We start from the raw sequence: 25,091 nt of genomic DNA, 5'->3' as shown, positions 1-25,091 counted from the left end.
TGTTAAAAGTATTAGTACTATTTAATCTTCACCACCCTGATATTATCAATAGCGGCCTTTAGGCCAGAGGCCGATGGTAATGCGGAAAAGTTTTTGGTCTGGATGTTTACCGCACCATTACCGGTGGCACCTAATAACCCGGTCAGGCTTGCAGCTGCTGAACCTCTACCGTCATTGCTTCTAAACATTGACAGTGGAATGGTTACTGTATGCCACCCTTTTGTAGTGAAGGGTGATACAGCGCCATTGGTACCCTGCCACGGCTCATAGCGGGCCATATAGTCAAATGCGTAGCCTTTTATTACATAAATAGAAGTACCGGTCCATGCGGCGGGAACGCTGATCTCAAACTTAAGGGCATATTCATCAAGGGGAAGACTTAAACTGTCAGCGGGGACCCACTGTACATCGTTGGTATTTATACTCCGTTGCCAGTCCCACCAGGTGCCATCACCGGCCGGCAGAATACCATTGCTTAGCACCGCGTAATTACCTCTGTTGCCGGGAAAGTTGACGCTACTGTTATCTACGCCGGTACCCCAATTGAAAGTATTTATCTTATCAAAATCACATAGAACGCCTGTTGTAGCATCGTTCACGTTGAAGGGAGTAGAAGCCTTGCCGGATTTTGTAGTTACTACTACCGGCCCGCTTTGTGTAAGCGCCGGCAACACAAAGCCTATGGAGGTGCCATCACTGGCTGTGGCATAATTGGTAATCTGCGTACCTGCAAAGGTGACCTCGTTTATAAAAAATAAGTTCAAGCCGTAGATATAAACGGAATCGCCCTCATTGGCATTTTCGTTGGAAATGCTTGCAACGGTGGGCGGCGGGGCCACAATACCAAATGTAAAAGTAGTAGCCCCTTGCTGTGTAACATAACGGATCGTGTTCAGATCTTCTGCTGACACTGACGGAAACGGTATCACAGCGGGTACCAGCACGGTAGCGCTGGTATCAGAGAACATTACGCTATTGATGGTAGCAGGTATTCCATTGAAGGATATCTGTACAGCGTTTTTCAGATTATGTCCGATCAATACCACCCATTGACCGGTAGTAATATCACTGACAAGGGTATCTGCGGGCGACGGCGCATAATTCCTGACAGCTGTTATAACAGGAGCGCCTTCTGTCACCTCCTTCTTACAAGCAGCGTGCATACATGCTAAAGCCGTAGCCAGCGCCAGGAACAGTAATCTTCTATAGTGCTGGTTGAATATTACTTTATTCACGGTATAATTTTTTTAGTATTTGCTTAATAATATGATACCGGAGGTTGCAGCAATTTCGGGTTGGCGGTAACCTCAGAAGAAGGTAGCGGGAAAGTGAAGCTTTGAATAGTGGCCGGTGTAATAACACCATAAGGTGCTGCAGGCGTCAAAACACCATTTGACAGGGTAAATGTCACGCGCCTTTCCCCGTTTAATTTACTGATTGCCTTTGCCGGGTCGTAGTAAGACAACCTCACCAGGTCTATCCAATATTGCCCCTCTCCTGCCAGTTCGATCCGTCTTTCATTAATGAGGGTATCAATATCTATTTTGGTAGTTGGGTCGACACCGGCCCTTGTACGAACCTTGTTAAAGTAAAGAAGCGCATCGCCATCAGCAGTTGAACCGTTGTTACCAAGTATAGCTTCAGCATAAATAAGGTAAACGTCTGCCAGTCTTAATAATGCATTATGTTCTGTAGAGGAGGTCAGATTCATGGTAGGTGCATTATTATCTTTGTTTGTGCCGATAATATGCTTCTTTAATCCGCAGCTGCCTGTATACTTATAACCTCCACCTGCTGCGTTCAGCTCCGGGTAATAGTCACCATTGATCATAAACGTAGCCTTACGCCTTACAGAATCTTTTGTGGTGTAAAGCTGGTACATATCTACAGTTGGACTGATAGCAAACCAGCCTGCAGATCCGTTGGCAGATATTTCTGTTCCCCCGGGGGAATAGATCTGCAGCATATTTCCTTCCAGCCATCCGCCACCCGGCGCCCACTGCAATGCGAATAATGACTCGGGGTTATCGTTAAACTGTGTCTTAAAAAGGTCAGCATAATTAGTAACCAGCGCCAGGCCGCTGTTCTTACACACATTACCTGCGTATTTTCTTGCGCTATCGAGGTAAGCCTGATCCCTGTTGCCACCTTGCTGGTTCAATCCTGCTGCTGTCAAATAAACCTTACTTAACATGCCTTGCGCCGACCAGCTAGTTACCCTTCCGGCGGCATCTGCAGACGGGAGATTTTCCGCTGCAAAAGTCAGATCATTAATTGCGAATTTATATACATCCTCTGTTTTTATACGGTTGATCAGTGGAGATATAATCAGCTTACTGTTATCTTCAATAACCGGCACAGCGCCCCACAACACAGCCAGGTTATAATAGGCAAACCCACGTATAAAGCGTGCTTCAGCAATAGCTGCATTTTTGTCTCTATCGGAGATGGAAGCGGGCGCCTTTTGTGTAATGGCATTGATGGTAACATTGCAATGTGAAATAACACTATACATTCCTTTCCAGTTGGAGATCATGATGCCATTCAGACCGGTAACAGTAAAAGTGTTAAGCTGCACGGCATCTCCCCAGTAACCAACCGCCATGTTGCCACTCAGCACCTCGCCAACAGGTAAGTAACAGTTATAATTCCAGTCTGCCCAGGGTGTACCCGCATATAATGCGGCTGTTGCCAATCTAAGATCATTAGCTGTTTGATAAAAGTTGTCGGCACTTATTTGCGACAGGGGCGGACGATCTAAAAAACTTTTGGAGCATCCCGTTATAACTATCGTAGTTAACAGGAAAGCAATTATTTTGTCCAATATCGATTTCATAACTATTTATATTAAACAGATGAATATTTACTTACTCAATTTGATGTTGGCACCAATGGTATACACCCTGGGCTGCGGATAATAGCCGCCGTCAATACCTGCGCTTAGCGGATCCCACGATCCGATCTCAGGATCAATTCCTTTGTAGTTTGTAAGAATGAAAGCATTTGAAACATTGAAATAAACTCTCACATACTTAATATTGGCTTTCTCAATAAGCTTTTCAGGCAGAGTATATCCTAATGAAATAGTTTTACATCGTAAAAAGCTGCCGTCTTCCACAAACTTGTCAGAGTTCCTGTTATTATCGTTGGTATTATCATTTCTAATGCCTGGGATCCGGGTATCCGGGTTTGTCACCTGTATATTATTAATATCGGTAGCAGATCCATTGGGGTCGATCAAAGTCAGTTTTGCATAGTTCATCAGTTCCCTGAGATACCCAAAACTTGTTCCCGGGTATTCTCCGTTTACACGCAGCTGATTATATACTTTATTACCGATGTTTGCAGTGAAGAATATATTCAGATCAAAATTCTTATAAGAGAAAGTATTATTTAATCCAAGCTGGTACTTAGGTATGGGAGAACCGAGGAATGTCTGATCATGTTCATTAATAACGCCATCGCCATTAAAGTCTTTGAACTTCAGATCACCATACCAGATGCTACCACCAGCAGCGCCTACAGGTAAGGGTACACCATTTTTAGTGGGTAAGGCATGGGTCTTAAAATCCTCTTTCGTTGCAAACACACCTCCGTCAATAACATATCCGTAAAACTCGCCAATAGACCGGCCCACAACGGTTTTGCTGTACTGCCTGTCCAGTGACGCGCCATCCGTATTGAGCTTCAGCACCTCATTAATATTGCGTGAAACAGTTACATCCGTTTTCCAGGTAAAACTTTTGCCTTTAATATTGGTTGAACTAATCCTGAAGTCAAAACCCTTGTTATTAACAGTCCCTATATTGACGTACGGGGCATCCAGGGAGCCCGGTGAATAGCCGATCGCTGTACCGGAATACAATGGCAAAGGGATCTGTAATACAAGGCCATCGGTTCTGCGATTGTAAACGTCGACGGAGAAGTTTAATCTCCAGTTAAAAAACGTACCATCCAGCCCTATGTTTGTATATTTTGTCTTTTCCCATTGTACATAAGGATTGCCCACATTCTGGGTAAGTTGTGCTATGCCTGTGAGCCCGGTAGCCACAGTGGCCAGTGTGGAGGTATAGGCATAATCCCGGATATTTTGATTATTTGTTAAACCATAACCCAGGCGCAGCTTTAATTCATTAATTTTCTTTGCAGACTGCAGAAACTCTTCTTTATTTATCTTCCAGGCAAATGCCCCTGAGTAGGTATTCACCCAACGGTTTTCAGCAGCGAACTTTGAAGATCCGTCCGCGCGGAGATTAGCGGTAAACAGATATTTATCGTTGATCCCCAGATTTATACGGCCGAAGTATGATTCCTGGGCGCTTTGTGTCTTACTGCCGGAATTAGTGGCGGTAGTAGGATCTCCGCTACTGATCACCTGCACATTGTTGGATGGAAAATTCGATCTTCCGGCTGAAGTACTTTCACCGGTGCTGAGTTGCGCTTCATGCCCCAGCAACACATTTACATTGTATTTATCTTTAAACAGATGTGAGTAGGTAAAATAGTTTCTTATAGTTGTAAATAGGCTCTGCGAAAAATTATAAGATGCGCTGTTCGTATTATTTTTTACCAGGCCGAAGGTATAGGAAGGATTAAACCTGTCTTGCGTTGCCATTGAAAAGCTTGCCGTTGCTTCATTTCGAAGAACCAGATCTTTGGTAAAGGCAATTTCCGCGTATAAATTACCAAAAAGCTGTTTCCTGTTTGCCTGGTCTTTATTAATAAGGGCTATCGCATACGGGTTCACCATACTATTGACCCATCCATTCGGATTATAAGCGCCGCCCCAGCTACCATCCTCATTCTTTACAGCTATATCCGGTGTCTGACTTAATGCCGTATTAATTACATTCGAACTGGTCGAATTCACATTTTCTTTGATACTAACAAGTTGCAGGCTGGTGCCGATCTTTAGCCAATTGGTCGTTTTATTGTCAAGGTTCAGTCTTAGTGATATCCTGCGAAAATCGGATCCCAGGGCAATACCTTCCTGGTTGAAATAAGACCCTGACAGCAGGTACTGCGTTCTTACATCTCCTCCGCTGATGGTCAATGTATGGCTGGACGTCGGTGCATTTCTAAAAAGCTCCTTCTGCCAGTCAGTTCCCTCGCCCAGATATTTTGGATTTACAAACTCCGGACGGGTATCAAATCCCCAGCCTAAACCTGTATTTCTTTCATTTATAAAAGCTGCATACTCTCTTAAATTCATCACAGGCAGCTTTTTAGGTATTTGCTGGTAGCCTGTATACATATCGTAAGAAATGCTTGGCGGAGCCACTTGTCCCCTTCTGGTTGTTATCACTATCACGCCATTTGTGGCCTGGGATCCATAAATTGCCGTTGCAGATGCATCTTTCAATACATCAATGGATTCAATTTCAGAAGGATTGATACCTGCCAAAGGATTGACACCCGCACCTAATGCGGCTGTACCGCCAATAATGACGCCATCTATTACATACATAGGCGAGCCTCCGCTAAAAGAAGACAAGCCCCGGATCTGTATCGATACTGCTCCACCCGGCTGGCCTGATATCTGTTGCGCCACCAACCCAGGTACCTTTCCCTGCAAGGCCTGATCAAAAGTTACAGGTTGTGTTTTACGGAGCTCATTGCCCGAAACGGAAGATATAGCGCCTGTAACGTCCGGCCGTTTTATTTTGCCGTACCCGATCACCACTACATCCTCGAGCTGTGAAACATTTTCAGCCAGTTTCACCTGAATGGAAGTGCTTTTATCGACAATCACTTCTTTCTTCTGGAAACCTATCATTGTGATCACCAACACTTCTCCTGTTGAGGCGTCGATTGTAAACCTTCCCGTTTCATCAGTGATCGCGAAGCGCTGGGTGCTTTTTACGGTAACCGATGCTCCCGGAACCGGGGCAGATGTGTTTTGGCTGGTTATTGTCCCACTCACCTTCCCGGTTTGTGCAAAGGTGTTTTGGCTAAGGGTAAAAAGCATAATTGTTCCCCATAGCAGCAATATCCGCAAGCGAATAATTTTGGCTGACTTCATACGTGTGAATTTAAATTGGCTATTTTTTTATGTTTAGATATATCGCCCGTTCCGGTCAGGTAATAGTTGTCCGGGGAGCGGTTTAGCTGCATACGGTGAGCCGGTAAGTAAGGGGTGCGTAAAAAGTATTACGCCGTCGGGAAGTGTGATACAGGCAGATAGCACTGCCAATAAGTCATTCAAAAACGCAGTAGCCAACTGGCTAAACAGCAGTAATCTCAATTTCATATACGTGGATTAGAATGCTGTAAAGCTATTACGTGACCATCTGGAAGCAGGCGGTTGAATGTTTCAAATTGGGGGTGTAAATGTTACAAACGACTGGTTTTCACCACTATTTTTCTTACAGCAGGGAAACTAATTGTTTTTATTTTTAATATTTGTGATATACTGCGAGGGTAACATATTAAACTCTTCTTTGAAAAATTTGGAGAAGGTCTTGGGATCATTGAATCCTACCTCGTATGCAATTTCGGCAATTGACCTTCCGCTTTTATCTAATAATTGAACTGCTCTTTTCAAACGGATTGAACGGATGAACTCCAGGGGCGATCTGCCGGTAAGCGAAACTATCTTTCTATAAAAGGTAACACGACTCATACACATTTCACGGCTGAGATCTTCCACTGAAAAATCCGGGTTATCAATTTGCTTTTCAACAGCGTCCAAAGCCCGTTTGAGGAATTTTTCATCCACAGGGGTGATCGTGACCTCTCCGGGGTTGACCTCAATCTGCTTCTGGAATCTTTTCTGCAATAGTTTTTGCTGTGTCAGCAGGTTATTGATGCGGGAAGCAAGGATCTCAAAAGTGAACGGTTTGGTGATGTAATCGTTCACTCCTGCTTTCAAACCCTCCAGCTGTTTCTCTTCACTACCCATGGCGGTAAGTAAAACAACCGGAATATGGGCCGTGAGTGTTTCCGTCTTAATCTTTTTGGCCAACTCAACCCCGTCCATTAAAGGCATCATAACGTCGCTCACCACCAGATCAGGGTTTAGCAGCTTTATTTTCTCCCAGCCCTCTTTTCCGTTGACAGCTTCTTCTATATGATATTGCCCTTTCAGGTTGTCTTTTAAATAAAAGCGCAGGTCCTCATTATCTTCTACTATAAGTATGGTTTTCCTCTTTTCGCGCTTTTTACTTTCTTCTAATACTATTGGTTCCTCATTTTCTGCTGGTAAAGGAGTAGTTACAGCCGCGGCCGAAGATGCATAAATTTTCTTTGCAGGAAGCAGCACGGTAAAACAGGTGCCCTGACCCGGCTCGCTTTCTACGGTAATGATCCCATCATGTAATTTTACAAATTCTTTTGTTATAGCCAGTCCGATCCCGGTTCCCTGGTTCACCATGCTTTCAGGGACCTCCGTTTGAAAGAAGCGTTCAAATATCTTGTCATGCTGATCAGCCGGGATCCCGATACCGGTGTCTTTTACTTCAATAGCAATTGTTCCATCTCCTTCATCATTCACCGGCGCCCGATAAATAAGGTGAATGCCCACGATGCCGTTATCATGCGTATATTTAAAAGCATTTGAAAGCAGGTTAAATAGGATCTTTTCAATTTTATCCCGGTCGAAATAAATTTCCAGGCTGTCAATGTTTGTAGAGAATGAAAATTGAATCTTCTTCTTTTCTGCAATATCAGTAAAAGAGTAACTGGTATCCTTGCAAAATCTCACAATATCGCCTACGGAAGGATGTAATCTTAGTTCCTGTACTTCTATCTTCCTGAAATCCAGCAGCTGGTTTACCAGGTTCAATAAGCGTTTTGCATTCCGCTGTACCAGGTTTAATTGCTTTACCTGCTCTTCATCCCTGGTATGCTTAATCATCTTGTCCAATGGTGCAATAATGAGACTTAACGGTGTCCGGAATTCATGACTTACATTGGTAAAAAATTTTGTCTTTAACTGTTCCAGTGCATGCGCCCTTTCCGCTTCCCTACGTTGTTCCTGCACTTCATAACGCATGTGTATCCGGTCCAAAGTAATACGGCGGGCAAGCAAAAACAATCCTGCCGCAATCAACATATAAATGAAATAGGCAACAGGAGTTCTCCAAAATGGCGGCTCAATATTGATCTGCAGAGTTTTAACGCTGCTCCAGGAACCATCCCGGCCTAAAACCTTTACTTTAAAAACATAATGACCGGGATTAAGATTGGTGTAAGTAACCGTCCTTTCACTGCCATTTGTATAAAACCAATCTGTATTAAACCCTTGTAGCATGTATGCATACTTATCATAAGTATTACCACCAAAATCCAGTGAAGCAAATTCAATAGAAAAAACGTTCTCTGTATGTTTCAGTTCAATATGTTGCAGCTTTGACAAGGACTGTGGCAGCAGGATCCTGTCATTGATCAGCTCACCTGGCGCAACATATTTATTTAAGATCTGCAAACCCGTAAACACGATTTTAGGATGGTACGCTGGCTTTTTTATCTTATCCGGATCAATAATATTAAAACCAAAGGGGCCGCCAAAGATCAATTCACCTGCTCGTGTCTTGAGCGCTGCATTGTCATTAAATTCACGGTTCTGCAAATTATTCGCCTCATCATAGCTAATAATAGAAAAAGTAAGTTTGCCATTATCTTGTTTGGGCACGGCATTACATAAACCATTGGGCGTAGAGAGCCATAATGTCTGATGATCATCTTCAAGAATATCCAGGACCATATTATCCGGTAAGCCATCTGAGGTAGTGAATACCTGAAATTCTTTTGTCTGCTCATTAAACAAATTCAAACCTTCCGGAGTCCCCAGCCAGATTCGTCCTTTGCTGTCTTCCAGAATACTGGAAACAACATCGTTGCTTAAGCTATTTTTTTTGTTTGTATGCTGATAGAAAACCGGCATGCTTTTATCCTTTTCAAAGACAGCCGCACCGGCACTTGTCCCAATCCATAAATTGCCCTTTCTATCCTGTATGATATTGAAAATGTAATCGGGAAGTACAGCCCCTCCCCTGCCTTTGTAATGGTCAAACTTGTTTGTACTCCTGTTAAAACGATTCAGGCCACCCCCTAAAGTACCTATCCATAAATTCTGGCTCCGGTCCTCAAAGATCTCCCAGACCTTATCGTCTCCGAGACTGGAAGAATCGTGGTCGTCATGCCGGTAGTGCGTGAACTTCTTTCCGTCAAAACTGTCAAGACCACCCAGGTAAGTTCCAATCCAGAGTACACCGGTATGATCGATCCACAAGCTTACAACTACATTAGTGGCCAGGCTGTTTTGATTGTTGGGATCGTGCAGATACTGTTTGAAAGTATTATTTTTCCTATCAAAATAGATGAGCCCTCCTCCATTGGTCCCAATCCAGATATTACCAGACCTGTCTTCAACAAAACGGTTTATATCATCGTATTGAAGACTCTTTGGATTCAATTCCTGGTAATGATAGTAAGGGAATTGGACGATGTTGCTGTTCAAATAATTTACACCATGCTTGTAAGTTCCCAGCCATATAATTCCGTTATCATCTTTATAGATGGTGGTGATGCTGTTCTGGCTCAGGCTTTTGGGGTCTTTTACATCATTCAATAAGTAAGTGGTTCGGAAGTTATTTCCTTTATCGATCAGCGTCACTCCGCCATGGTCCGTTCCTACCCAGATCATTCCGTCATTATCCTGAATAATCTGGCTTACCAATTCTGACCCCAGCCTGGATGGAGAGGAATTTTTATTAAACAGTTTGATCGTATTGTTCTGTGGATGAAAAAGAAAAACACCATAGGTGTAACACCAGATCCAAACATCCCCATCACTATCTATAAAAAGGTCATTGTAATTATTTCCTTTATGCTGTTCCTGTAAAGCAGTGCTGGAGAATATAACTTTATCCGATGCTATGTCATATTCCTGCAAAAAACCGTCCTGGTATACGATCCATAACTTTCCATCTTTTGTTTCTTTAACGGAAGTGATCTTTTGAGAAATATGTAAAGTGTCCTGCCGGACGAATTGTTTTGCTCTTTTATCAGTAGCTGAATATAAATATAAACGCAGATCGTTGTAAAGAAACCAGTATCTGTTGTCATTCCCTTTTACGATACCCTCAATTGTACCAGGAGGTAAACCGAGAAGCTGCAAATATTTAAAATCATCCGGATCAAATCCTTCTATATCTGGATTGTAAATGCATGCTCCTCCCATTGTTGATACCCACATTTTTCCATCGGGAAGCTCATAAAGCGCCAGCACATTGTTAGCTTTCAGCGAAGCGCTATCACTATGATCTTTGCGAAATATCTTGCACGTATGTCTGTCGTAGCGGTTAAGTCCTGCCACGGTGCCAAACCATAAAAAACCCTCAGGATCCTTCAATATGGCATTCACCCGGTTGTGTGAAAGCCCGTTGTGCATATCAAGTTTGGAGAAATTATAACGATCCCTCTGAGCAAAAACCCAAACCGGTAGCAGCAAAAAAACAATTGCAACAAAAACGAATTTAAAATAATGCAAAGCAGACTGTGTCATTTTACATTTCATTGTTCAAAAACTCCATCATAGGAAAGGAACGGTACCAGCCCCGTTTCCAGCCGTATTCTCAGCTGGGCTCCAAATATACTTGATAACTTGGAAAATACATATCTGCAGTTCTCAAAGGTGCCAGACGACACCCAAAGCCAATATTTTCTACATATTAGCAAAAAAACACATTGTCTATTTGTGCGTTGCCTGGATCTGCTATCATAAAGGGGCACAATTGTGCAGTCATGGCCCTATGCACTACTCATTTTAACAAGTGGGGTCGTTTTAGCCTATGCCTCGTTGAAAAAATGGTATGATGAGCTGGTTCGCAAATGGTTACGGAAAATGCCTGGATAAGATCGGACCTTCGCATGGCCTCCGGATGGGGCAATAGCAGAAAAGTTCAATTATCAGATTTAAATAGCAAACTGACAATAACTTTCCCACGCTCATCTATCAATTTCTGGAATTCCTTCTCAGATACCTTGAACAACTTCTTATAAAGGGGCGCCATGATTAATGGATACGACAAAAGGGAAAACAAATTCATCAAAAAATGAATGGGATTCATCTTTTCAATCGTTCCTTTGTCCATTTCATCAGCGGCTTCTTTTAAATAAGTCTTTACAGGCCCTGATTGAATGTTAGTTAGCAGCTTCTTACCAAAAGTGTTGATCTCAGTAATAAGAAAAGTTTCCTGATATGGGAAGGCAACCATATCCTTAAGGAAGACCTTAATAATATGCTCTGTCTTAACTTTAAAAGGTTCGTCAGATATCATGCATTCATCCAGGCGTTGACTCAGCCCCTGCATGGCGTCCTGAAATATGGCGGAGATCAGCTGATCTCTCGAACGGAAATAATAATGTAATGCGGTCCTGTTAACACCAGCGGCATCTGCTATTTCCTGTGTCGTAGCATGGAGTTTCCCTTCAGCAAAAAGTAGCCGTTTTGCGGTATCCTTTATTAGCTGCTCTGTACCTGTATCTTTGAGTGGCATCTATCTTTCTTAAGTTAAACTTATTTTATAATCAATTCCAATTTCCTTGATAAAATAATCATCGTGCGAAATAACCAACAGCGTCCCCTGAAAGTTTTTCACTGCCAAAGTAAGCACTTCCAGGCTCTGAACGTCCAGATTATTGGTCGGTTCATCGAGGATCAGTAAATCCGGCGCCTGATTTGCCACCAACAGACAGCTCAAAGATAATTTCATTTTCTCGCCACCGCTTAGGCCTGAGCATTTTCTATCAAAAGCCTCTGGATCAAACTGATAATAGGCCAATAATTCTTTTAATTCCTGTTCCTCTAATAACCGCTTATTATGCTCTTGCATTTGTTCATACACAGTAAGCTTCGGATCTATTATTGAGTAATTCTGATCAAGATAAACATGAGAGAATTCGGAAGTTCTATAGCTCCCCTCACACGGTTCCAGTTCGCGCGTGATAATTTTAAGCAAAGTGGTCTTGCCACTTCCATTCTCCCCCTCGATCTGTACCCGCTCACCGGACTTAATCTGGAAACTGAGATTAGTCCATAGTGATCTATCATTGTATCTAAAGTTAATATCTGCAATGTCTATAAGCAACTTTCCCTGATCTGGTTCCGGATCGTTGATTTCGATTTTCAGTTTCTCATATTCCTCAATTTGTGTCCTGGTCTCTTCAATACTATCGCGAAGGATCGCTATCTTTTCTTCATGTGCGTTCATCATTCTTGCAGTACTGCGCTCCGCTTTGTTCTTCAAACCACCAGCAATAATACGCGGGATCGAATTGCTCAGCCCTACAGACCTGCCCTTAAGCTCTTGCTGTGCCCTTAGTCCACCCATATCTTCCGCTTTCTTCTCAGACTCCTTCAATGCTTTGGATTGCGCGTTCAACCGGGCGCGCAAAGCATTGACTTTTTCCATTTTCTTCTGTTGATAAAATTCAAAGTTGCCCCCGAATACTTCAATTCCCTTTTCGTTGAGTTCCAAAGTTTTGTTCATGAGGTTTAACAATGTTCTGTCATGACTAACGATAAGCATGGTTGACTTGCTTTGGAGGATCATTGAATACAGTTTCATTCTGGTTTTCATATCCAGATGATTGGAGGGCTCGTCTAACAAAACGAGACCTGGGCTATTCATATCCATAGCTGAAAGAAAAACCCTTGTTTTCTGGCCACCGCTTAGGCTCCCCAATAACCGATTTTCATCCAGATTACCAAGTTCCCATTTTTCAAGCACCCTTTTTACTTTATTTTCGATATCCCAATCATCATTTAACTGCGCAAAATATTGGGAATCAGCATCTCCCGACAAAATCGCATGCAACGCATCCAGCTTTTCGTCAACTCCTAACGCCTTAGCGACAGACCATGTGTCGAATTCTCCCAAATGTTGTGGCACGTACCAGGGCTTCTCGGAGTAGCTAATTTCTCCTGATGTCGCTTGAAGCTTTCCTGAAATTAAGCGCAGTAATGTTGATTTGCCTGCACCATTTATTCCAACTAATGCTGCCTTTTCCCCATCATTTAAAATAAAGTTCAAGTCATCGAATAGCGCCTCATTATCTGGATGAACATAATTTAATGATCTTACAATTAAGCCCACGGGATTCTTTGATTTAAAGATTAAGACTTGATTTCACAATGCAAATATGGGGTAAATATATATTTTGTTAGACAAAAATGTTAAGAAAAAATTCGGCGCTGTAAACGATGCTCTAAAAGCATGCATGGCCCTTCTACAGAAGAGACTGAGTGGAGTGAAACAAGAAGGAAATGGGCATAAAGAAACCCGCAGACTCGATGTCTGCGGGTTTCTCTGCGATACTTTATAAGTATTACAGCCTAAGGTAAGGGCACGCCCACCTTTTATTAAAAACGATCTAAGGTCTCATTTTGCTTGATAACCTTATCATTATTTTCCTTTTTCAATGCTGCCAGTTTTTGCCTGAGTGTACTGTTAGCAGTGGCCAGAATCTGTACTGCCAGTAAACCAGCGTTATGAGCACCATTAACACTTACGGTTGCCACAGGTATGTCGCCAGGCATTTGCACTATAGACAGAAGAGAATCCCAACCATCAAGAGAGTTGGAAGACTTGATGGGAACACCGACTACAGGCAAAGTGGTAATAGCTGCAACCATACCGGGAAGATGTGCTGCCCCGCCAGCGCCTGCAATGATCACCTTCAAACCACGTTCTTCAGCAGCAGCTGCGTATTCAAACATCCTTTGGGGACTGCGGTGTGCCGATACAACGTTAAACTCATACCCTATGTCGAATTTCTTCAGCACTTCTATTGCCTGACGCATGATAGGCGCATCTGAACTACTGCCCATAATAATGCCTACTTCTACCTGTTTCATATTTTTTAGTTTAGAATTTTCCGAATGGCTTCAGCTTTTGAGACAATGCCTTCCATGGTGCTACCAGTGATGGTTATATGACCTATTTTCCTGCCTAATCTGCCGCCTTTTTTGCCATACCAGTGAAGATGTGCCCCCGGTACGTCCAACAGCTGCTGTAGTTTTCCCAGTCTGTTCGAATTCAGTGCAGTGGTCTCCAGTATATTGATCATTAAAGAAGGAGAATGAAGGCTGGTGTCTCCCAGTGGCAAACCCAATATGGCCCGGAGTAGTTGCTCATATTGTGATGTATTGCTGGCCTCTATGGTGTGATGACCGCTGTTGTGTGGCCTTGGAGCCAGTTCATTCACCAAAAGCCTATTGTCTTTTGTGACAAACATTTCTACAGCTAGAATACCTACAAGTTTGAGCGCATCCGCTACTTTTTCAGCGAGGATTGTGGCTTCTTTTAGTATTCCCTCCTCTAACTGAGCCGGTGCTTCCTGAAAATCAAGTACGAACTTCTCTTCAGAAAACACCATCATCACAGGATCGTAGCATTTTACAGCGCCGTGCTCATTTCTTGCTACTATCACAGAAAGTTCGTTTTTAATATCCACCAGGTCCTCCAGGACGCATGGTTCATCAAAAGCATCGGCAATATCTGCTACTGTCTTCAACACCATCACTCCGTAGCCATCATACCCGCTACGACGTTTTTTAAGGCAGCCAGGCAGTTTATTTTCGTACTTGTACAGATCATTTTTACCTTCAATAGCTTCGCCCGGCACTACTGGTATATTATGAGACAGCAAAAACTGTTTTTGGGTAAACTTATCCTGGATCACTTTGATAGTATCCGGAGCCGGAAAAACCTTTACCCCTTGTTTTTCAAGTTCACGTAAGGCGTCAATATTTACCGCCTCCATTTCTATAGTAATAACATCAAGCCCTTTTCCGAATTCCAAAACCGCTTCATAAGATTTGGGATCACCGCAGATAAAAGAAGAAGTATAACGAGAACAAGGCGCATTTGCGTCTTTATCCATTACTGAAACGCTGAGGCCGAGATCTATGGCATGCCGTATAAGCATACCTCCCAGCTGACCGCCTCCTAATATTCCTATTTTCAAATTTTCAAGCATAATCTTCGATTGGGAGGCAAAGGTATAAAACTATTGCAAATGATCGTAATACCATTCTCTTATAGCCTGTACCATCGGCAGATAGCTACAAAATCCGATGGAATAAACTGAGCAACAAAAAGATAACAAGCCTGCAGCCCCCCCTACTTGCGAGCTTCCGGGACCTATTTTTTGTAGTAAATCATTGTGGAAGACTAAAGTCGAGCTTTTAATATTAAAGAATAAATTCATGCCTAGGTAACAATTTCACAAACCCTAACCAGTGTTTCCGCAAAAGACTAAGGATAAAATCCATTCGCTCCGGACAGGTCGAGCCGACCGGATCCGAACATATAACATTCTGATGATATACTTTTTTATTTGCCTGGAAGCGTATTAATAAAAAGAGGCGTAGTATAATGAATACTACACCTCTTTTGATTTTAATGTACATAAGGATTGGCCTGCCTCTTAGAAGTTAACCCATACTAAATACGCTTGTTTGTCTCTGCCTTTTCTTTCGATCATCATCGTTACAAACGATTTACCATCTTTAGATGCAGTATTCATCTCCAGCTGGCAGAATCTGTTCTCATCTTTGCCCTTAGGATCTCCGAAGAGGTATGATTTAACCACTTTTGAGCCATCAAAGTAAGCATATACTGTGTTGGTAAGACTGATACGTCCCATACTTTTATTGTCCTTAGTCGTTTCCTTTTCGCTCTCAGTATTCCGAACGTTCTCGTTATAGATAACGTATTCTTTGTCCTTTACAAACATGTAGTCGTACGAGTAGAAACCGGACAGGTTATTGTAGCTGTATCCGCGGCCCCTGAAATTCCAGTTGGACATTTTGCGGCTATAGATGTCAAACATACCCAGAGTGGCTTCAGCTGTCTGGTCCTTGGCTATAGCATAACTACGTAGTTCCTTACCATTCTGGTCCGTATTCACAATACCCATAGAGCCCAGGTCTGTATAGAACCGGGTAGTCATATGGGTGCTCATACGGCCATTGGTATAAGATGTGGATGTATGCGTAACACTGTAGTTATCCATCTCCTCAAACATATACGTGATTGTATTATCATCGTTCAGCTTGAAGTCCTGGATGATACCAAGGTATTTACGTTTTGCCTTCAGGTGTTCTTCTGCATAAGCGGTTAACTTCGGATGTTCTACGAAATATTTATTCTTCAGTTCCAGTGAAAACGGATCGAAGATGTTCATCTGCAGTACAAAACCCGTAGATTTTTTGCCTTTGTCCATGGTCGGCATACGTTTCACGCTTTCTGCATTAATTGCGGTCAGCATGTACAATTGCTTGTTAGCCTGGTTGTACTTCATTTCGGTCACTACTTGCTTGTAGTCGTCAGTATAGTCCAGGATCTTGTATTGGAAGCCTTTTGTACCATTCTGCATACGACCGATGAGAATACGCGAATCGTCACCACCGGAGGCTCTCGTATTAAATGCATAGCTGCCGATAAACACAAATTCGTCCTTGTGCACGTACATGTCCAGGAGGCTGAGATACTTGTATTTATTTTCCGGAGATTCAAAGTATGAGCGATTGATCTCTTTATGCTCCGGACTATAATGTACTACCTCTACTCTGGCGTTACGGTCGGAAGTCAGGCTGTTAAAGATACCCACAGCATAATAGTCCGAGTAAGGGTCCTTACTTACAGAAAAATGGGGCATAGCCAATCCTCCGAATGCCATTCCATAAGCTTTCCCCATAGTAACGCGCTGCATAGAAGCCACCACGTCTTCTCTTATCTTCTTCCCGGACTTAGCGTCAAACACCATACGGTACAGAACAGGGCGTTTTTTGATAAATTGCTGTATGAAAACCACTGCCTGTCCGTTGATTTCGTACACACCCTTGAGAGAGGCGTTTCTCATTTTTTTCTGCTTCCAGGAGTCGACCTTGTTGTTTACGATTCCTTTGGTACGATGTTTCTGGTCATAGACGGTAACATCAATCCCTTTTTTCGGGGTAAAATGGAAAAACAGCGTATTGCCATTTTTCATGAGTACAATTCTGCTGGAACCGTTTTCAGGTTCTTCAAATCCAGTGCTACGGCTGTAGGTGGGTATCTCTGTTTGCGCTATTGCCGCGAAAAGCATAAGGAAACAGCAGAGCTTAGTCAGAATAAGCTTCTTAAACATAGGTATAAGTAATTTAACGCTGCAAAGGTGAGTAAATAGTTGATATATATATTAAATATTTTCACATTTCATCCGGGCGATACTTTGATCCGGTAACATAACCTATCTTTATACCATGTTCGACATATTAGACAAATACAAAGTACAAGACCATTTCTTTCTTACTCCTGAACAAGATCTCCAGGCAGTATGCAATGCACCTGCCGACAAAAGTGGCGTATATATTATCTACGCTTTAAAAAAAGGGAGAGTTGAGCTGATCTACATCGGGCATTCTGGAAAAATCGAAAAAAATGGTTCTCTTTCAGTTAGAACAGAAGGACTAGGTGGACTGAAAGATGAAATCATCAATGGAAAACAGTTTGGTAAAACGCCAGCACATATTGCCTGGAAAAAACAGATCGCCAGAGAAAATATTGAAGCATTAAATATATACTGGTACGTAACCCATAATGCCAGATATACAGACTGCCCGGAAGTTTTAAAACGGAACTTATTAAGGCAACACCAGGATATCTTCGGGGTATTTCCAAAGTGGAATAAAGCAATTTAGGTTCATAGATGACATAAACCCTGATCACAAGAGTCTAACCGCTGACATGACTTAGTATCTCACCTGACAGTATATACTAAATTAGCTTCCTTCTTCTTCGCCTTCCTGATCTTCATCATCGGAATCAGGCTCATCAAATTCATCAGTCAGGACTACACGCTCAATGTATAGTGTACCAATAAACTGCTTGAATTTCTTCCTCATCAGGTCGAAAATCTCAGATGGCGCTTTATCTTTCTGATAATATATTTTAAAGGTTTCCATGGAGATTCCGAGTTCGGCAGCGATGGCCGTCTCGGTTAAGGTTGTACCAGCGTCTTGCGCCCGCTCTATTAGTCTGTCGATAGTTGCAGGAAACACCTCTCTTACATTCTCTTTTTTTGCTCTCATTATCAACGGTTTGCTTTTGAATTTAGACCTTTCAGGATATCAGCTCGCCATCTGCCTTACCGATATTCCTGAACCCAAAGTCAACTTTCGCCCTTAAAAATAGTCAAAACCGGGAAAATGCAGCCGAACTTTTCCGGGATGTTGGGAAATGCCCCGGGACCCAACCGACATTAGAGCGATTGTAACAGATGCTGATTGACAGCAGGTCAAACGCACCTACAACGCATGTGTTATTTCTCTCATAAGAGATTCCTCTAACTTCGCTCCTCAAATAGGCCGCAGTATCATGACAAAATTCACTTTATACACATTTATTATCTTAGGACTGGCGCTTTCATCCTGTAACAGTAGCAATGTATTCAGCATCTCTGACAATGAAGACAAGGGAATTAAAGAAGTCCTGGAGTACTATGGAGGCATTTGTAAATATGCCGTTGGGTATTCCGCGTCGACAAAAGAGGGAAAAACAAAATACTTTGAGGTGGAAATGACCAAGAGTGATATTATCGAAAAATTCGCTAACGCCCTGGATATGCCAGCCTCTAACATTGCTTATTTGTTCTACCGGAATCTAAAGCAGGAAAAGGACAACTACGATGAAATTCATGTTGTAATAATTCTACAAAATGAAAGAAAAATGATTTTCAAGTATCCAAAAGAAGATCTGGCGACTATTGACAGAAAAATGGGCGTGGTTGAAAAAGTAGTTGACATACTCAAACGCAAGAATTTCGATGGACTGAAACCTTACCTGAATCCGGATACAACTTATATTCACTACAACGAAGATACATTGATTAATAATGTGGCCAAATTTGATCCACAGTTTGGAAGCATTAAAGAATTTTCCCCCTATGGATTTCGCTTCTTGCAAAGAGAAAGAGATCTGCGGAAAGTTCTTCATATCTCCGGTGTTTTACTTCGCGACAAACAAAACAACGAATTCAGTGTTGATGTTGATCCACAATCAACTAAAGACGAAATAATCGTCTTACAGTATGCACTCTAAGCGTCCTGCTACCAACGGCTTCGAATAAAATGTAAGCCGCATTGATTACAAGTTAGGCGAATAAACTGTTACGCACAGCAAGTTCAGTATGAAAAAGCAGCAATTTTCTAACTTAAGTTAAAAAATTGCTGCTTTTTTCGGCTTGTTAACGATGTAGCGGCAAAGAGATACTTCAGGTTCATTTTATTGCAGGAGGTCCTGTCACTAGTATCGCCTCTGACTTCATCAATCAGCCTTCAAACTCTCTACAGGATTCATCATAGCCGCCCTAATGGCCTGCGAGCTGACTGTCGCCAGCGCTATTATCAGTGCAGCCGTACCTCCAACAGCAAATACGCTCCAGTTAATATCTATCCGGTTCACGAAATTATTGAGCCAGTTATGCATGAAATACCACACCAGCGGGGCTGCTATTACAAACGCAATACCTATAAGTAGGATAAACTCCCTTGAAAAAAGATATACAATATGGGCCGGTGTTGCCCCTAGGACTTTACGTACACCTACTTCCTTTATACGCTGTACCGCCATGAAAGACGCGAGTCCATATAAGCCCAGACAGCTCAGAAATATGGCTATGCCTGCAAAGATCTCGTACAAATGCGCCAGTTGGCGTTCTTCCTTATAATATTCCGCGATCCGCTGATCCAGGAATCCGTATTCAAAAATCTGTTCAGGAAAATTCTCGTTCCAAAGCTTTTCAATCGCTTCTAGCGCAGCCTGTACATCGGCCCCACCAGTCAGTCTTATACCCACACTGCTAAACCGTTGTTTTATGTTACTCATGAATACGGGCGCCACCGCCTCTTTCAACGTACCGGCAGTAAAATCGCCGACTACCCCTACAATCATGCCTTTGATCTGCCCGTTCCACACGTCTATCTCTTTATTGAGCACATCTGCGGGTTTCAAACCTAATTTTTGTACCAGGGTCTCGTTCACCAGGAACTCACGCACAGAATCGGTGCGGGTGAGGTTGCGGCCTGTTACAAGTTTGATATTGTAGGTGTTGATAAAGTTATAATCCACCCAACGCGTAATGGCCGGGAATTTGGTTTCCTCTGTCTGATGATCAAATCTAAAACCTGTCCACCAGTTCCCATCGCTGGAAGGTGCATCATTGGAAAAGCTCACCTCCTGTATACCTTTGATCTGTTGCAACTGGTCCCGCAGGTAAGCAATCTTTGCATTGCCTGCGCTGTCATTACGAAAAGGCAAGTTTACAATGGCATCCCGGGTAAAACCCATGGATTGTTTGTGAAAGTAATTCATCTGCTGCAGGATAATTAACGTACCGATGATCAATGCCTGTGTAATAACAAACTGGAAAACCACCAGGCCACGGCGCAGAGAAATGCCGCCGGTCATTTTGTTGGCTGCCATCTTGCTCTTCAATGCATTAATAGGGTTGAAACCAGATACGACGATAGATGGGTAGAAACCTGCCAGTAAGGTAACGGTCAGGAAGATGGCAAGCAGTAGAATATATACGTTATTGGCAGCCAGCATTCCTGGCTCTAAAGGCAGGTCCATCACCCTGCTGATGAATGGAAGCACGCACAATGCCAATACCACCGCCAGCAGAAGAGAAGTCAGCACCAACATAGCAGTTTCAGCCAGGAATTGCATTTTCAACTGCCAGCGGTTACTACCAAGTACCTTGCGCACACCAATCTCACGGGCGCGGTTCACAGCCTGTGCTGTTGCCAGATTGATAAAATTCACACAGGCAATGAGCAGAATAAAACCGGCGATCATCCACAACATCCCTATCCGCTCCGGCGACGCGACCCGGCCTATAAAATTCCCGGTGCGTTTATCTGAATGCACGTCGGTCAGTGACTGCAGTATATGCGTGACCCTGCTCTTCGGATCTCTATATTTTTTCGAGAAAACATTCAGACGCTCGTCGATCTTTGCCACATCGTGCCCCGGGCGCAGCAACACATAACAATTATGAATGTCGTCTATCGTTACCCAATCCTTTATCTCGTTTATTTTAAGCAGCGCATACGTTGCCACCATATCGAACTGGAATTCTGTGTTCTTCGGCGGATCATCCAGTATGCCTGTCACAGTCAGATTGAATTGCTGGTCAAGTTTTATGACCTGCCCTATCGCCTTGTGCCAGTCGCCAAAATATTTTTCTGCGGTGGAACGTGCCAGCACCGTGGAATTGGGGTCGTTTAGTGCGGTGGCTTTATTGCCAGCCAGCCACTTGTAATCAAATATGTCAAAGAATGAGGGTGTCAGGAAATATACCAGTGGTTTGAATTTCTTCTGGGTATTACCCTGCTCGTCTTCCAGCGTTACCAGTCTTTTCCCCATTTGTATAATGCCGGTTACCCGCTCGAACTCGGAGAAATCGTTTTGCAGCGCAGTCGGCACTGGGAAAGACACCGCCTGCGTATAATTGGTCTTGCCACTTTCTCCCGGTGATACCGTAAGAACCCTGTATATGCGGTCTTTCTTCGTATGAAACATATCGAAGCTTTGCTCGTATTGAATGATCACATAAATGACCAGGCAAACGGTGATGCCCAGCGTAAGACCGGTGATATTAAGCAATGCATAACGCTTGTTGCGAGACAGGCTTCGGAAAGCCGTTTTAAGATAGTTCTTTAGCATACAACAGGGATTATTGCCTGCATATCGCAAAAACAATACAAAATAACAAACTATTCATTTTAAATCATTTACAACACAGAAACGAAATGAAAATGTCCGTTTTCAGTGTTATTATGTCCGCTTCCGGACATGGTTCATAAAAGCCCTGGAGCATAATGACAACAACATGCCCCTCTCCCGTCGCCGATCCTTTATCATTGCTTAAAAGTAATGAAGTGCAATTGGAAGACGGTTCGCACCTATATTTCAAAGATTTCATATCTTGACGTCAACGCTCATACAAGAACTTATAATCTCTTAGATCAGGGATCGGTCATCATTTAACTAGTCAAAATTGATACAACATGCGTAAGCTTCTATTGATGATTTTTCTTTCGCCATATTTAGCCTTTGCCCAACAATCCGGTACAACGACAAATAGTAACTCAATTTACCCCGATAGCGTCTGGCAATTCACAACTGACGCATCCAAAGAAGGATGGAACAAAGAGCACCTTAATACTCTTAAACGTTTTATTATAGACAGCACCAATGCGACCGGTATGGTGGTAATACAATCCGGAAAAATTTTATTTGATTACGGCGATATAAAAGAGACCAGCTATCTGGCATCCTGCCGAAAAAGTTTGCTTTCCATACTGTATGGGCCTTTTGTGGCAAGTAAGAAAATAGATCTTTCAACCACAATGGAACAATTAAATATTGATGATGTTGGTGGTTTGTTGCCAATAGAAAAAAAAGCCACCATTAACGATTTACTGACCGCACGATCAGGTATTTACCATCCCGCGAGTAATGAGGGTGATGCCTCTGCCATGGCTCCGAAAAGGGGTAGTATTAAACCTGGTAGTTTCTGGCTATACAACAATTGGGACTTTAATGTTGCAGGCTACATCCTTGAACAACAAACGGGAAGAACTATTTACCAGCTGATCGACTCAATACTTGCGAAGCCATTGGCAATGCAGGACTGGAATATAAAAGAACAACGCAAAACCGGCGACACAACAAGATCAAAATACCTGGCTTATCATATGTGGTTTTCAACAAGAGATATGGCAAGAATAGGCTATCTAATGCTCAGGAACGGAAAGTGGAAAGACCAGCAAATAATTCCCGCTGATTGGGTTAAATTAACGACTGCTGCAGTCACTCCTTACAGGGAGGCTGCAGAAGACAAAACAGCTTATTTTCATTTTGGATATGGTTATTTATGGTGGATATGGGACACACCGTATAATAAAGATTTTTATGAAGGTGCTTATTCTGCAACCGGGGCATATGGACAATTTATAACTGTTCTGCCTAAGCTTGATCTGGTGGTCGCATTTAAAACGAAATATGAATATGGCAGACAGACTCCCACTGATTTATATCTAAAGGTGCTGGACAGATTAATAGCTGCAAAAAAGTAAAGTGTTGCAAATAAAATCGCCATTCAATTGTTTGATTGAAATTCCCGTTGAATATATTCATTCAGATTTAAACAGAATATAAATTTCCCGTGCTAGGAAAAGCATGTGACAAAAAATACAATACTCATATATCCAAATAACAATGAAAACAGAATATGCACAATGGTCTCAAATCGTCTTCCCTTCCAAAGATCAGGTGAATAACCAAAAAACTGAACGAAAAGTCGGATTACCCAGAATAGCCCCATGCCAAAAGATATTTTCTTTCCGAAGGACGTATTGATAAGTTCATTACCGGAAGTCACGCATAACAAACCTAAAAGAAAGACAGCAAGAGCAATAAAGAATGTATGAATTGTCATTAGTTGCCGGTTGATCATACTCAGTGGCTTGAGCTCTTCACTCCAGTTAAAATATCTCGGAAATACGGCATGGATAAGCGCCAACACGATTAAAAGTGATCCAATTATTCTAAAATGGATTATCATTTTTAGAAATTATAAAAGTCGAAATAAAAGGAGTAAGTTTAATCTCCTGATTAATTTTTAAATCAGCATTACTGAAAAGCTTCAACCAGGACTTTTTTGTATAGAAATGCAAAAAGCCAACACTATAAGCGATGAAATTCGGTGTATCTCTCAGATGTTCCATTACGTAGATTTCCCCACCGGGCTTTATAACCCTGGCCAATTCCCGGATAAAATCAGCCCTTTCTGTTTTGTCTCTTATTTCATGTGCAGAAAAAATGACGAATATCTTGTCTGCTGACGCATCTTCAATTGGCAATCTGTTTGCGTCCGCCCGTACTGTTTGCGGAAGAGCCGGATAAGCTTTCCGCGCGCGCCTGATTGAAAGCTCTGTATGTTTTTGTGGATCGTAGAAATCTATTATTCGCAGTTCCGCATTCCTATACTTGTTTCGAAGTAAAAGGCTTGTTTCATCAAATCCTGCATGGATATTAACAATCAGGCGTTCACCTCCTGTACTAATTGCCCAATTTAGACTATACAGGCCGGATAGATCGTAAATATAAAAGGATACCAGTAACGAAGTAAGGCTTCCGCCCAAAGAAAGAACAGGTATTATATAAAGTACCGGAAGTCCTTTAAAATAGCCAGCTGCAATGATGGTAAGTACCACCATAAACAGAGACAATGCGTAGAAATGCCAGTTGAACCTGATAATGTTGATGACGCCCTGAAAAGGCTTTCTTACTGCTTCCATACCTCCCGTTTTCCTTTTTTCCAATAGTATGGAACGTTATTGATAATGAAAGCGTTGGCCAGAACAGGACTTTCTATATTGAGAGAATCAAAAAAGGAAAAACTACAATCAATAACCTTTAGTGGCTTAGGTGTCCAGTTTTGTCTCACGCCTTCAATAATTAAAACTTCTTTGGTTTGTGTATTAAACTGGAACGTGAAAGGAAGAGGGCCCGCAAATCGTCTCGCTTGCTTCCAGTCGGCAAATGGTGATGTTGCCGGCAATATTACGTCTCCATCACCAACATTTACAGAAACTTTAAATTTCGATTTGGCTGACTCAAATATTCTTATGCGCCCGGATTCAACTTGAGTAATATCTGTAGTTGTATAATTGTAATGGGTAAAGATATTTCCAAGAATCTCCATCTTCTTTTTGTTCGTTTCGGACTTAAGGATGTATAGGCCGCGTAGATTTTTACCGGCATTGTCAGTATATCTTACAAATACCCTATACCCAATTAAGAAGAAGTTATTTCCCATAAATCCTGGGAAACCCTCAGGACGAAGCTTCTTCGTCTGAACCATGGCTACCGCAATAAACCCATATTTATTATCAAATGTATCAAGCTCCAGACAAGCCGGAATAAGTTGCAATAATTTTTCCTTTGCCACAGCGAAAGTCAATACTATTGAACTTTCGAAAACCGCCTTCACGGCGAAAGGGTGATTCCTAAGACCTGAAAACATATAGT

Annotated in this window: 17 protein-coding genes; 3 read left to right on the top strand and 14 right to left on the bottom strand. The window is 42.4% G+C overall.

Going from position 1 to position 25,091, the window contains the following annotated elements; all coding sequences use genetic code 11:
* Positions 1-17: 17 nt before the first annotated feature.
* The 10 genes from L3C95_RS30490 to L3C95_RS30445 form a co-directional block, all read right to left on the bottom strand.
* Positions 18-1,235 carry a glycan-binding surface protein gene (locus tag L3C95_RS30490; RefSeq protein WP_236394127.1) on the bottom strand — a complete coding sequence of 406 codons (1,218 nt, stop codon included), beginning with the start codon at positions 1,233-1,235 and terminating at the stop codon, positions 18-20.
* Positions 1,236-1,258: 23 nt separating this feature from the next.
* Positions 1,259-2,836, bottom strand: a complete 1,578-nt coding sequence (locus L3C95_RS30485) for a RagB/SusD family nutrient uptake outer membrane protein (RefSeq protein ID WP_236394119.1) — start codon at positions 2,834-2,836, stop codon at positions 1,259-1,261.
* 27 nt (positions 2,837-2,863) lie between these two features.
* Entirely contained in the window at positions 2,864-6,022 is a 3,159-nt protein-coding gene (locus tag L3C95_RS30480) for a SusC/RagA family TonB-linked outer membrane protein (protein WP_236394118.1), read from the bottom strand.
* A 33-nt stretch (positions 6,023-6,055) separates the two neighbouring features.
* Entirely contained in the window at positions 6,056-6,250 is a 195-nt protein-coding gene (locus tag L3C95_RS30475) for a hypothetical protein (protein ID WP_236394109.1), read from the bottom strand.
* A 129-nt stretch (positions 6,251-6,379) separates the two neighbouring features.
* Positions 6,380-10,393, bottom strand: a complete 4,014-nt coding sequence (locus tag L3C95_RS30470) for a hybrid sensor histidine kinase/response regulator transcription factor (protein ID WP_236394102.1) — start codon at positions 10,391-10,393, stop codon at positions 6,380-6,382.
* Between the two features lie 511 nt (positions 10,394-10,904).
* Complete coding sequence (locus L3C95_RS30465) at positions 10,905-11,501, bottom strand: TetR/AcrR family transcriptional regulator (protein WP_236394095.1); 597 nt, start codon at positions 11,499-11,501, stop codon at positions 10,905-10,907.
* Positions 11,502-11,510: 9 nt separating this feature from the next.
* Positions 11,511-13,100, bottom strand: coding sequence for an ABC-F family ATP-binding cassette domain-containing protein (locus L3C95_RS30460; protein ID WP_236394089.1), 1,590 nt, complete (start codon positions 13,098-13,100; stop codon positions 11,511-11,513).
* A gap of 266 nt (positions 13,101-13,366) precedes the next feature.
* Positions 13,367-13,861 (bottom strand): 5-(carboxyamino)imidazole ribonucleotide mutase, encoded by a 495-nt coding sequence (gene purE / locus L3C95_RS30455; RefSeq protein WP_236394083.1) that lies wholly within the window; start codon positions 13,859-13,861, stop codon positions 13,367-13,369.
* Between the two features lie 5 nt (positions 13,862-13,866).
* Entirely contained in the window at positions 13,867-14,985 is a 1,119-nt protein-coding gene (locus L3C95_RS30450) for a 5-(carboxyamino)imidazole ribonucleotide synthase (RefSeq protein ID WP_262915991.1), read from the bottom strand.
* Positions 14,986-15,435: 450 nt separating this feature from the next.
* The gene (locus L3C95_RS30445; RefSeq protein ID WP_236394076.1) at positions 15,436-17,139 is read right to left on the bottom strand and encodes a hypothetical protein; all 1,704 of its coding nucleotides are present in this window, start codon (positions 17,137-17,139) and stop codon (positions 15,436-15,438) included.
* Between the two features lie 115 nt (positions 17,140-17,254).
* Here L3C95_RS30445 and L3C95_RS30440 point away from each other — a divergent pair, with 115 nt between their 5' ends.
* Entirely contained in the window at positions 17,255-17,692 is a 438-nt protein-coding gene (locus tag L3C95_RS30440; RefSeq protein WP_236394075.1) for a hypothetical protein, read from the top strand.
* An 81-nt stretch (positions 17,693-17,773) separates the two neighbouring features.
* Here the strand turns inward: L3C95_RS30440 and L3C95_RS30435 are convergent, their stop codons facing one another.
* A complete protein-coding gene (locus L3C95_RS30435) occupies positions 17,774-18,082 on the bottom strand; it encodes a hypothetical protein (RefSeq protein WP_236394074.1) in 309 nt (102 codons plus the stop codon).
* Between the two features lie 286 nt (positions 18,083-18,368).
* Here L3C95_RS30435 and L3C95_RS30430 point away from each other — a divergent pair, with 286 nt between their 5' ends.
* The gene (locus L3C95_RS30430; protein ID WP_236394072.1) at positions 18,369-19,091 is read left to right on the top strand and encodes a hypothetical protein; all 723 of its coding nucleotides are present in this window, start codon (positions 18,369-18,371) and stop codon (positions 19,089-19,091) included.
* A gap of 225 nt (positions 19,092-19,316) precedes the next feature.
* On the opposite strand, the gene L3C95_RS30425 is transcribed toward L3C95_RS30430, so the two are convergent.
* The gene (locus L3C95_RS30425; protein ID WP_236394071.1) at positions 19,317-21,719 is read right to left on the bottom strand and encodes an ABC transporter permease; all 2,403 of its coding nucleotides are present in this window, start codon (positions 21,717-21,719) and stop codon (positions 19,317-19,319) included.
* 344 nt (positions 21,720-22,063) lie between these two features.
* On the opposite strand from L3C95_RS30425, the gene L3C95_RS30420 reads away from it, so the two are divergent.
* Positions 22,064-23,134 carry a serine hydrolase domain-containing protein gene (locus L3C95_RS30420; protein ID WP_236394066.1) on the top strand — a complete coding sequence of 357 codons (1,071 nt, stop codon included), beginning with the start codon at positions 22,064-22,066 and terminating at the stop codon, positions 23,132-23,134.
* A 471-nt stretch (positions 23,135-23,605) separates the two neighbouring features.
* Here the strand turns inward: L3C95_RS30420 and L3C95_RS30415 are convergent, their stop codons facing one another.
* Together L3C95_RS30415 and L3C95_RS30410 are read right to left on the bottom strand one after the other, a co-directional pair.
* Complete coding sequence (locus L3C95_RS30415; protein WP_236394062.1) at positions 23,606-24,358, bottom strand: class I SAM-dependent methyltransferase; 753 nt, start codon at positions 24,356-24,358, stop codon at positions 23,606-23,608.
* The gene (locus tag L3C95_RS30410; protein ID WP_236394053.1) at positions 24,346-25,086 is read right to left on the bottom strand and encodes a DUF2071 domain-containing protein; all 741 of its coding nucleotides are present in this window, start codon (positions 25,084-25,086) and stop codon (positions 24,346-24,348) included. Before L3C95_RS30410 ends, L3C95_RS30415 begins: the two co-directional genes overlap by 13 nt.
* Positions 25,087-25,091: the final 5 nt, after the last annotated feature.

It is taken from the genome of Chitinophaga filiformis (assembly GCF_021646545.1).
GTDB classification, from domain to species: Bacteria; Bacteroidota; Bacteroidia; order Chitinophagales; family Chitinophagaceae; genus Chitinophaga; species Chitinophaga filiformis_A.
Note: the sequence above shows the minus strand (reverse complement) of the source record. Positions and strands in the feature narration are given on the sequence as shown.

Excerpts from the sequence above, each read along its gene's own strand:
- L3C95_RS30445 (WP_236394076.1), bottom strand. The coding sequence starts at position 17,139 with ATGTTTAAGAAGCTTATTCTGACTAAGCTCTGCTGTTTCCTTATGCTT.
- L3C95_RS30475 (WP_236394109.1), bottom strand. The coding sequence starts at position 6,250 with ATGAAATTGAGATTACTGCTGTTTAGCCAGTTGGCTACTGCGTTTTTG.
- L3C95_RS30470 (WP_236394102.1), bottom strand. The coding sequence starts at position 10,393 with ATGCACAACGGGCTTTCACACAACCGGGTGAATGCCATATTGAAGGAT.
- L3C95_RS30480 (WP_236394118.1), bottom strand. The coding sequence starts at position 6,022 with ATGAAGTCAGCCAAAATTATTCGCTTGCGGATATTGCTGCTATGGGGA.
- L3C95_RS30420 (WP_236394066.1), top strand. The coding sequence starts at position 22,064 with ATGCGTAAGCTTCTATTGATGATTTTTCTTTCGCCATATTTAGCCTTT.
- L3C95_RS30425 (WP_236394071.1), bottom strand. The coding sequence starts at position 21,719 with ATGCTAAAGAACTATCTTAAAACGGCTTTCCGAAGCCTGTCTCGCAAC.
- L3C95_RS30450 (WP_262915991.1), bottom strand. The coding sequence starts at position 14,985 with ATGCTTGAAAATTTGAAAATAGGAATATTAGGAGGCGGTCAGCTGGGA.
- L3C95_RS30440 (WP_236394075.1), top strand. The coding sequence starts at position 17,255 with ATGTTCGACATATTAGACAAATACAAAGTACAAGACCATTTCTTTCTT.
- L3C95_RS30465 (WP_236394095.1), bottom strand. The coding sequence starts at position 11,501 with ATGCCACTCAAAGATACAGGTACAGAGCAGCTAATAAAGGATACCGCA.
- L3C95_RS30415 (WP_236394062.1), bottom strand. The coding sequence starts at position 24,358 with ATGGAAGCAGTAAGAAAGCCTTTTCAGGGCGTCATCAACATTATCAGG.
- L3C95_RS30435 (WP_236394074.1), bottom strand. The coding sequence starts at position 18,082 with ATGAGAGCAAAAAAAGAGAATGTAAGAGAGGTGTTTCCTGCAACTATC.
- L3C95_RS30485 (WP_236394119.1), bottom strand. The coding sequence starts at position 2,836 with ATGAAATCGATATTGGACAAAATAATTGCTTTCCTGTTAACTACGATA.
- purE (WP_236394083.1), bottom strand. The coding sequence starts at position 13,861 with ATGAAACAGGTAGAAGTAGGCATTATTATGGGCAGTAGTTCAGATGCG.
- L3C95_RS30410 (WP_236394053.1), bottom strand. The coding sequence starts at position 25,086 with ATGTTTTCAGGTCTTAGGAATCACCCTTTCGCCGTGAAGGCGGTTTTC.
- L3C95_RS30430 (WP_236394072.1), top strand. The coding sequence starts at position 18,369 with ATGACAAAATTCACTTTATACACATTTATTATCTTAGGACTGGCGCTT.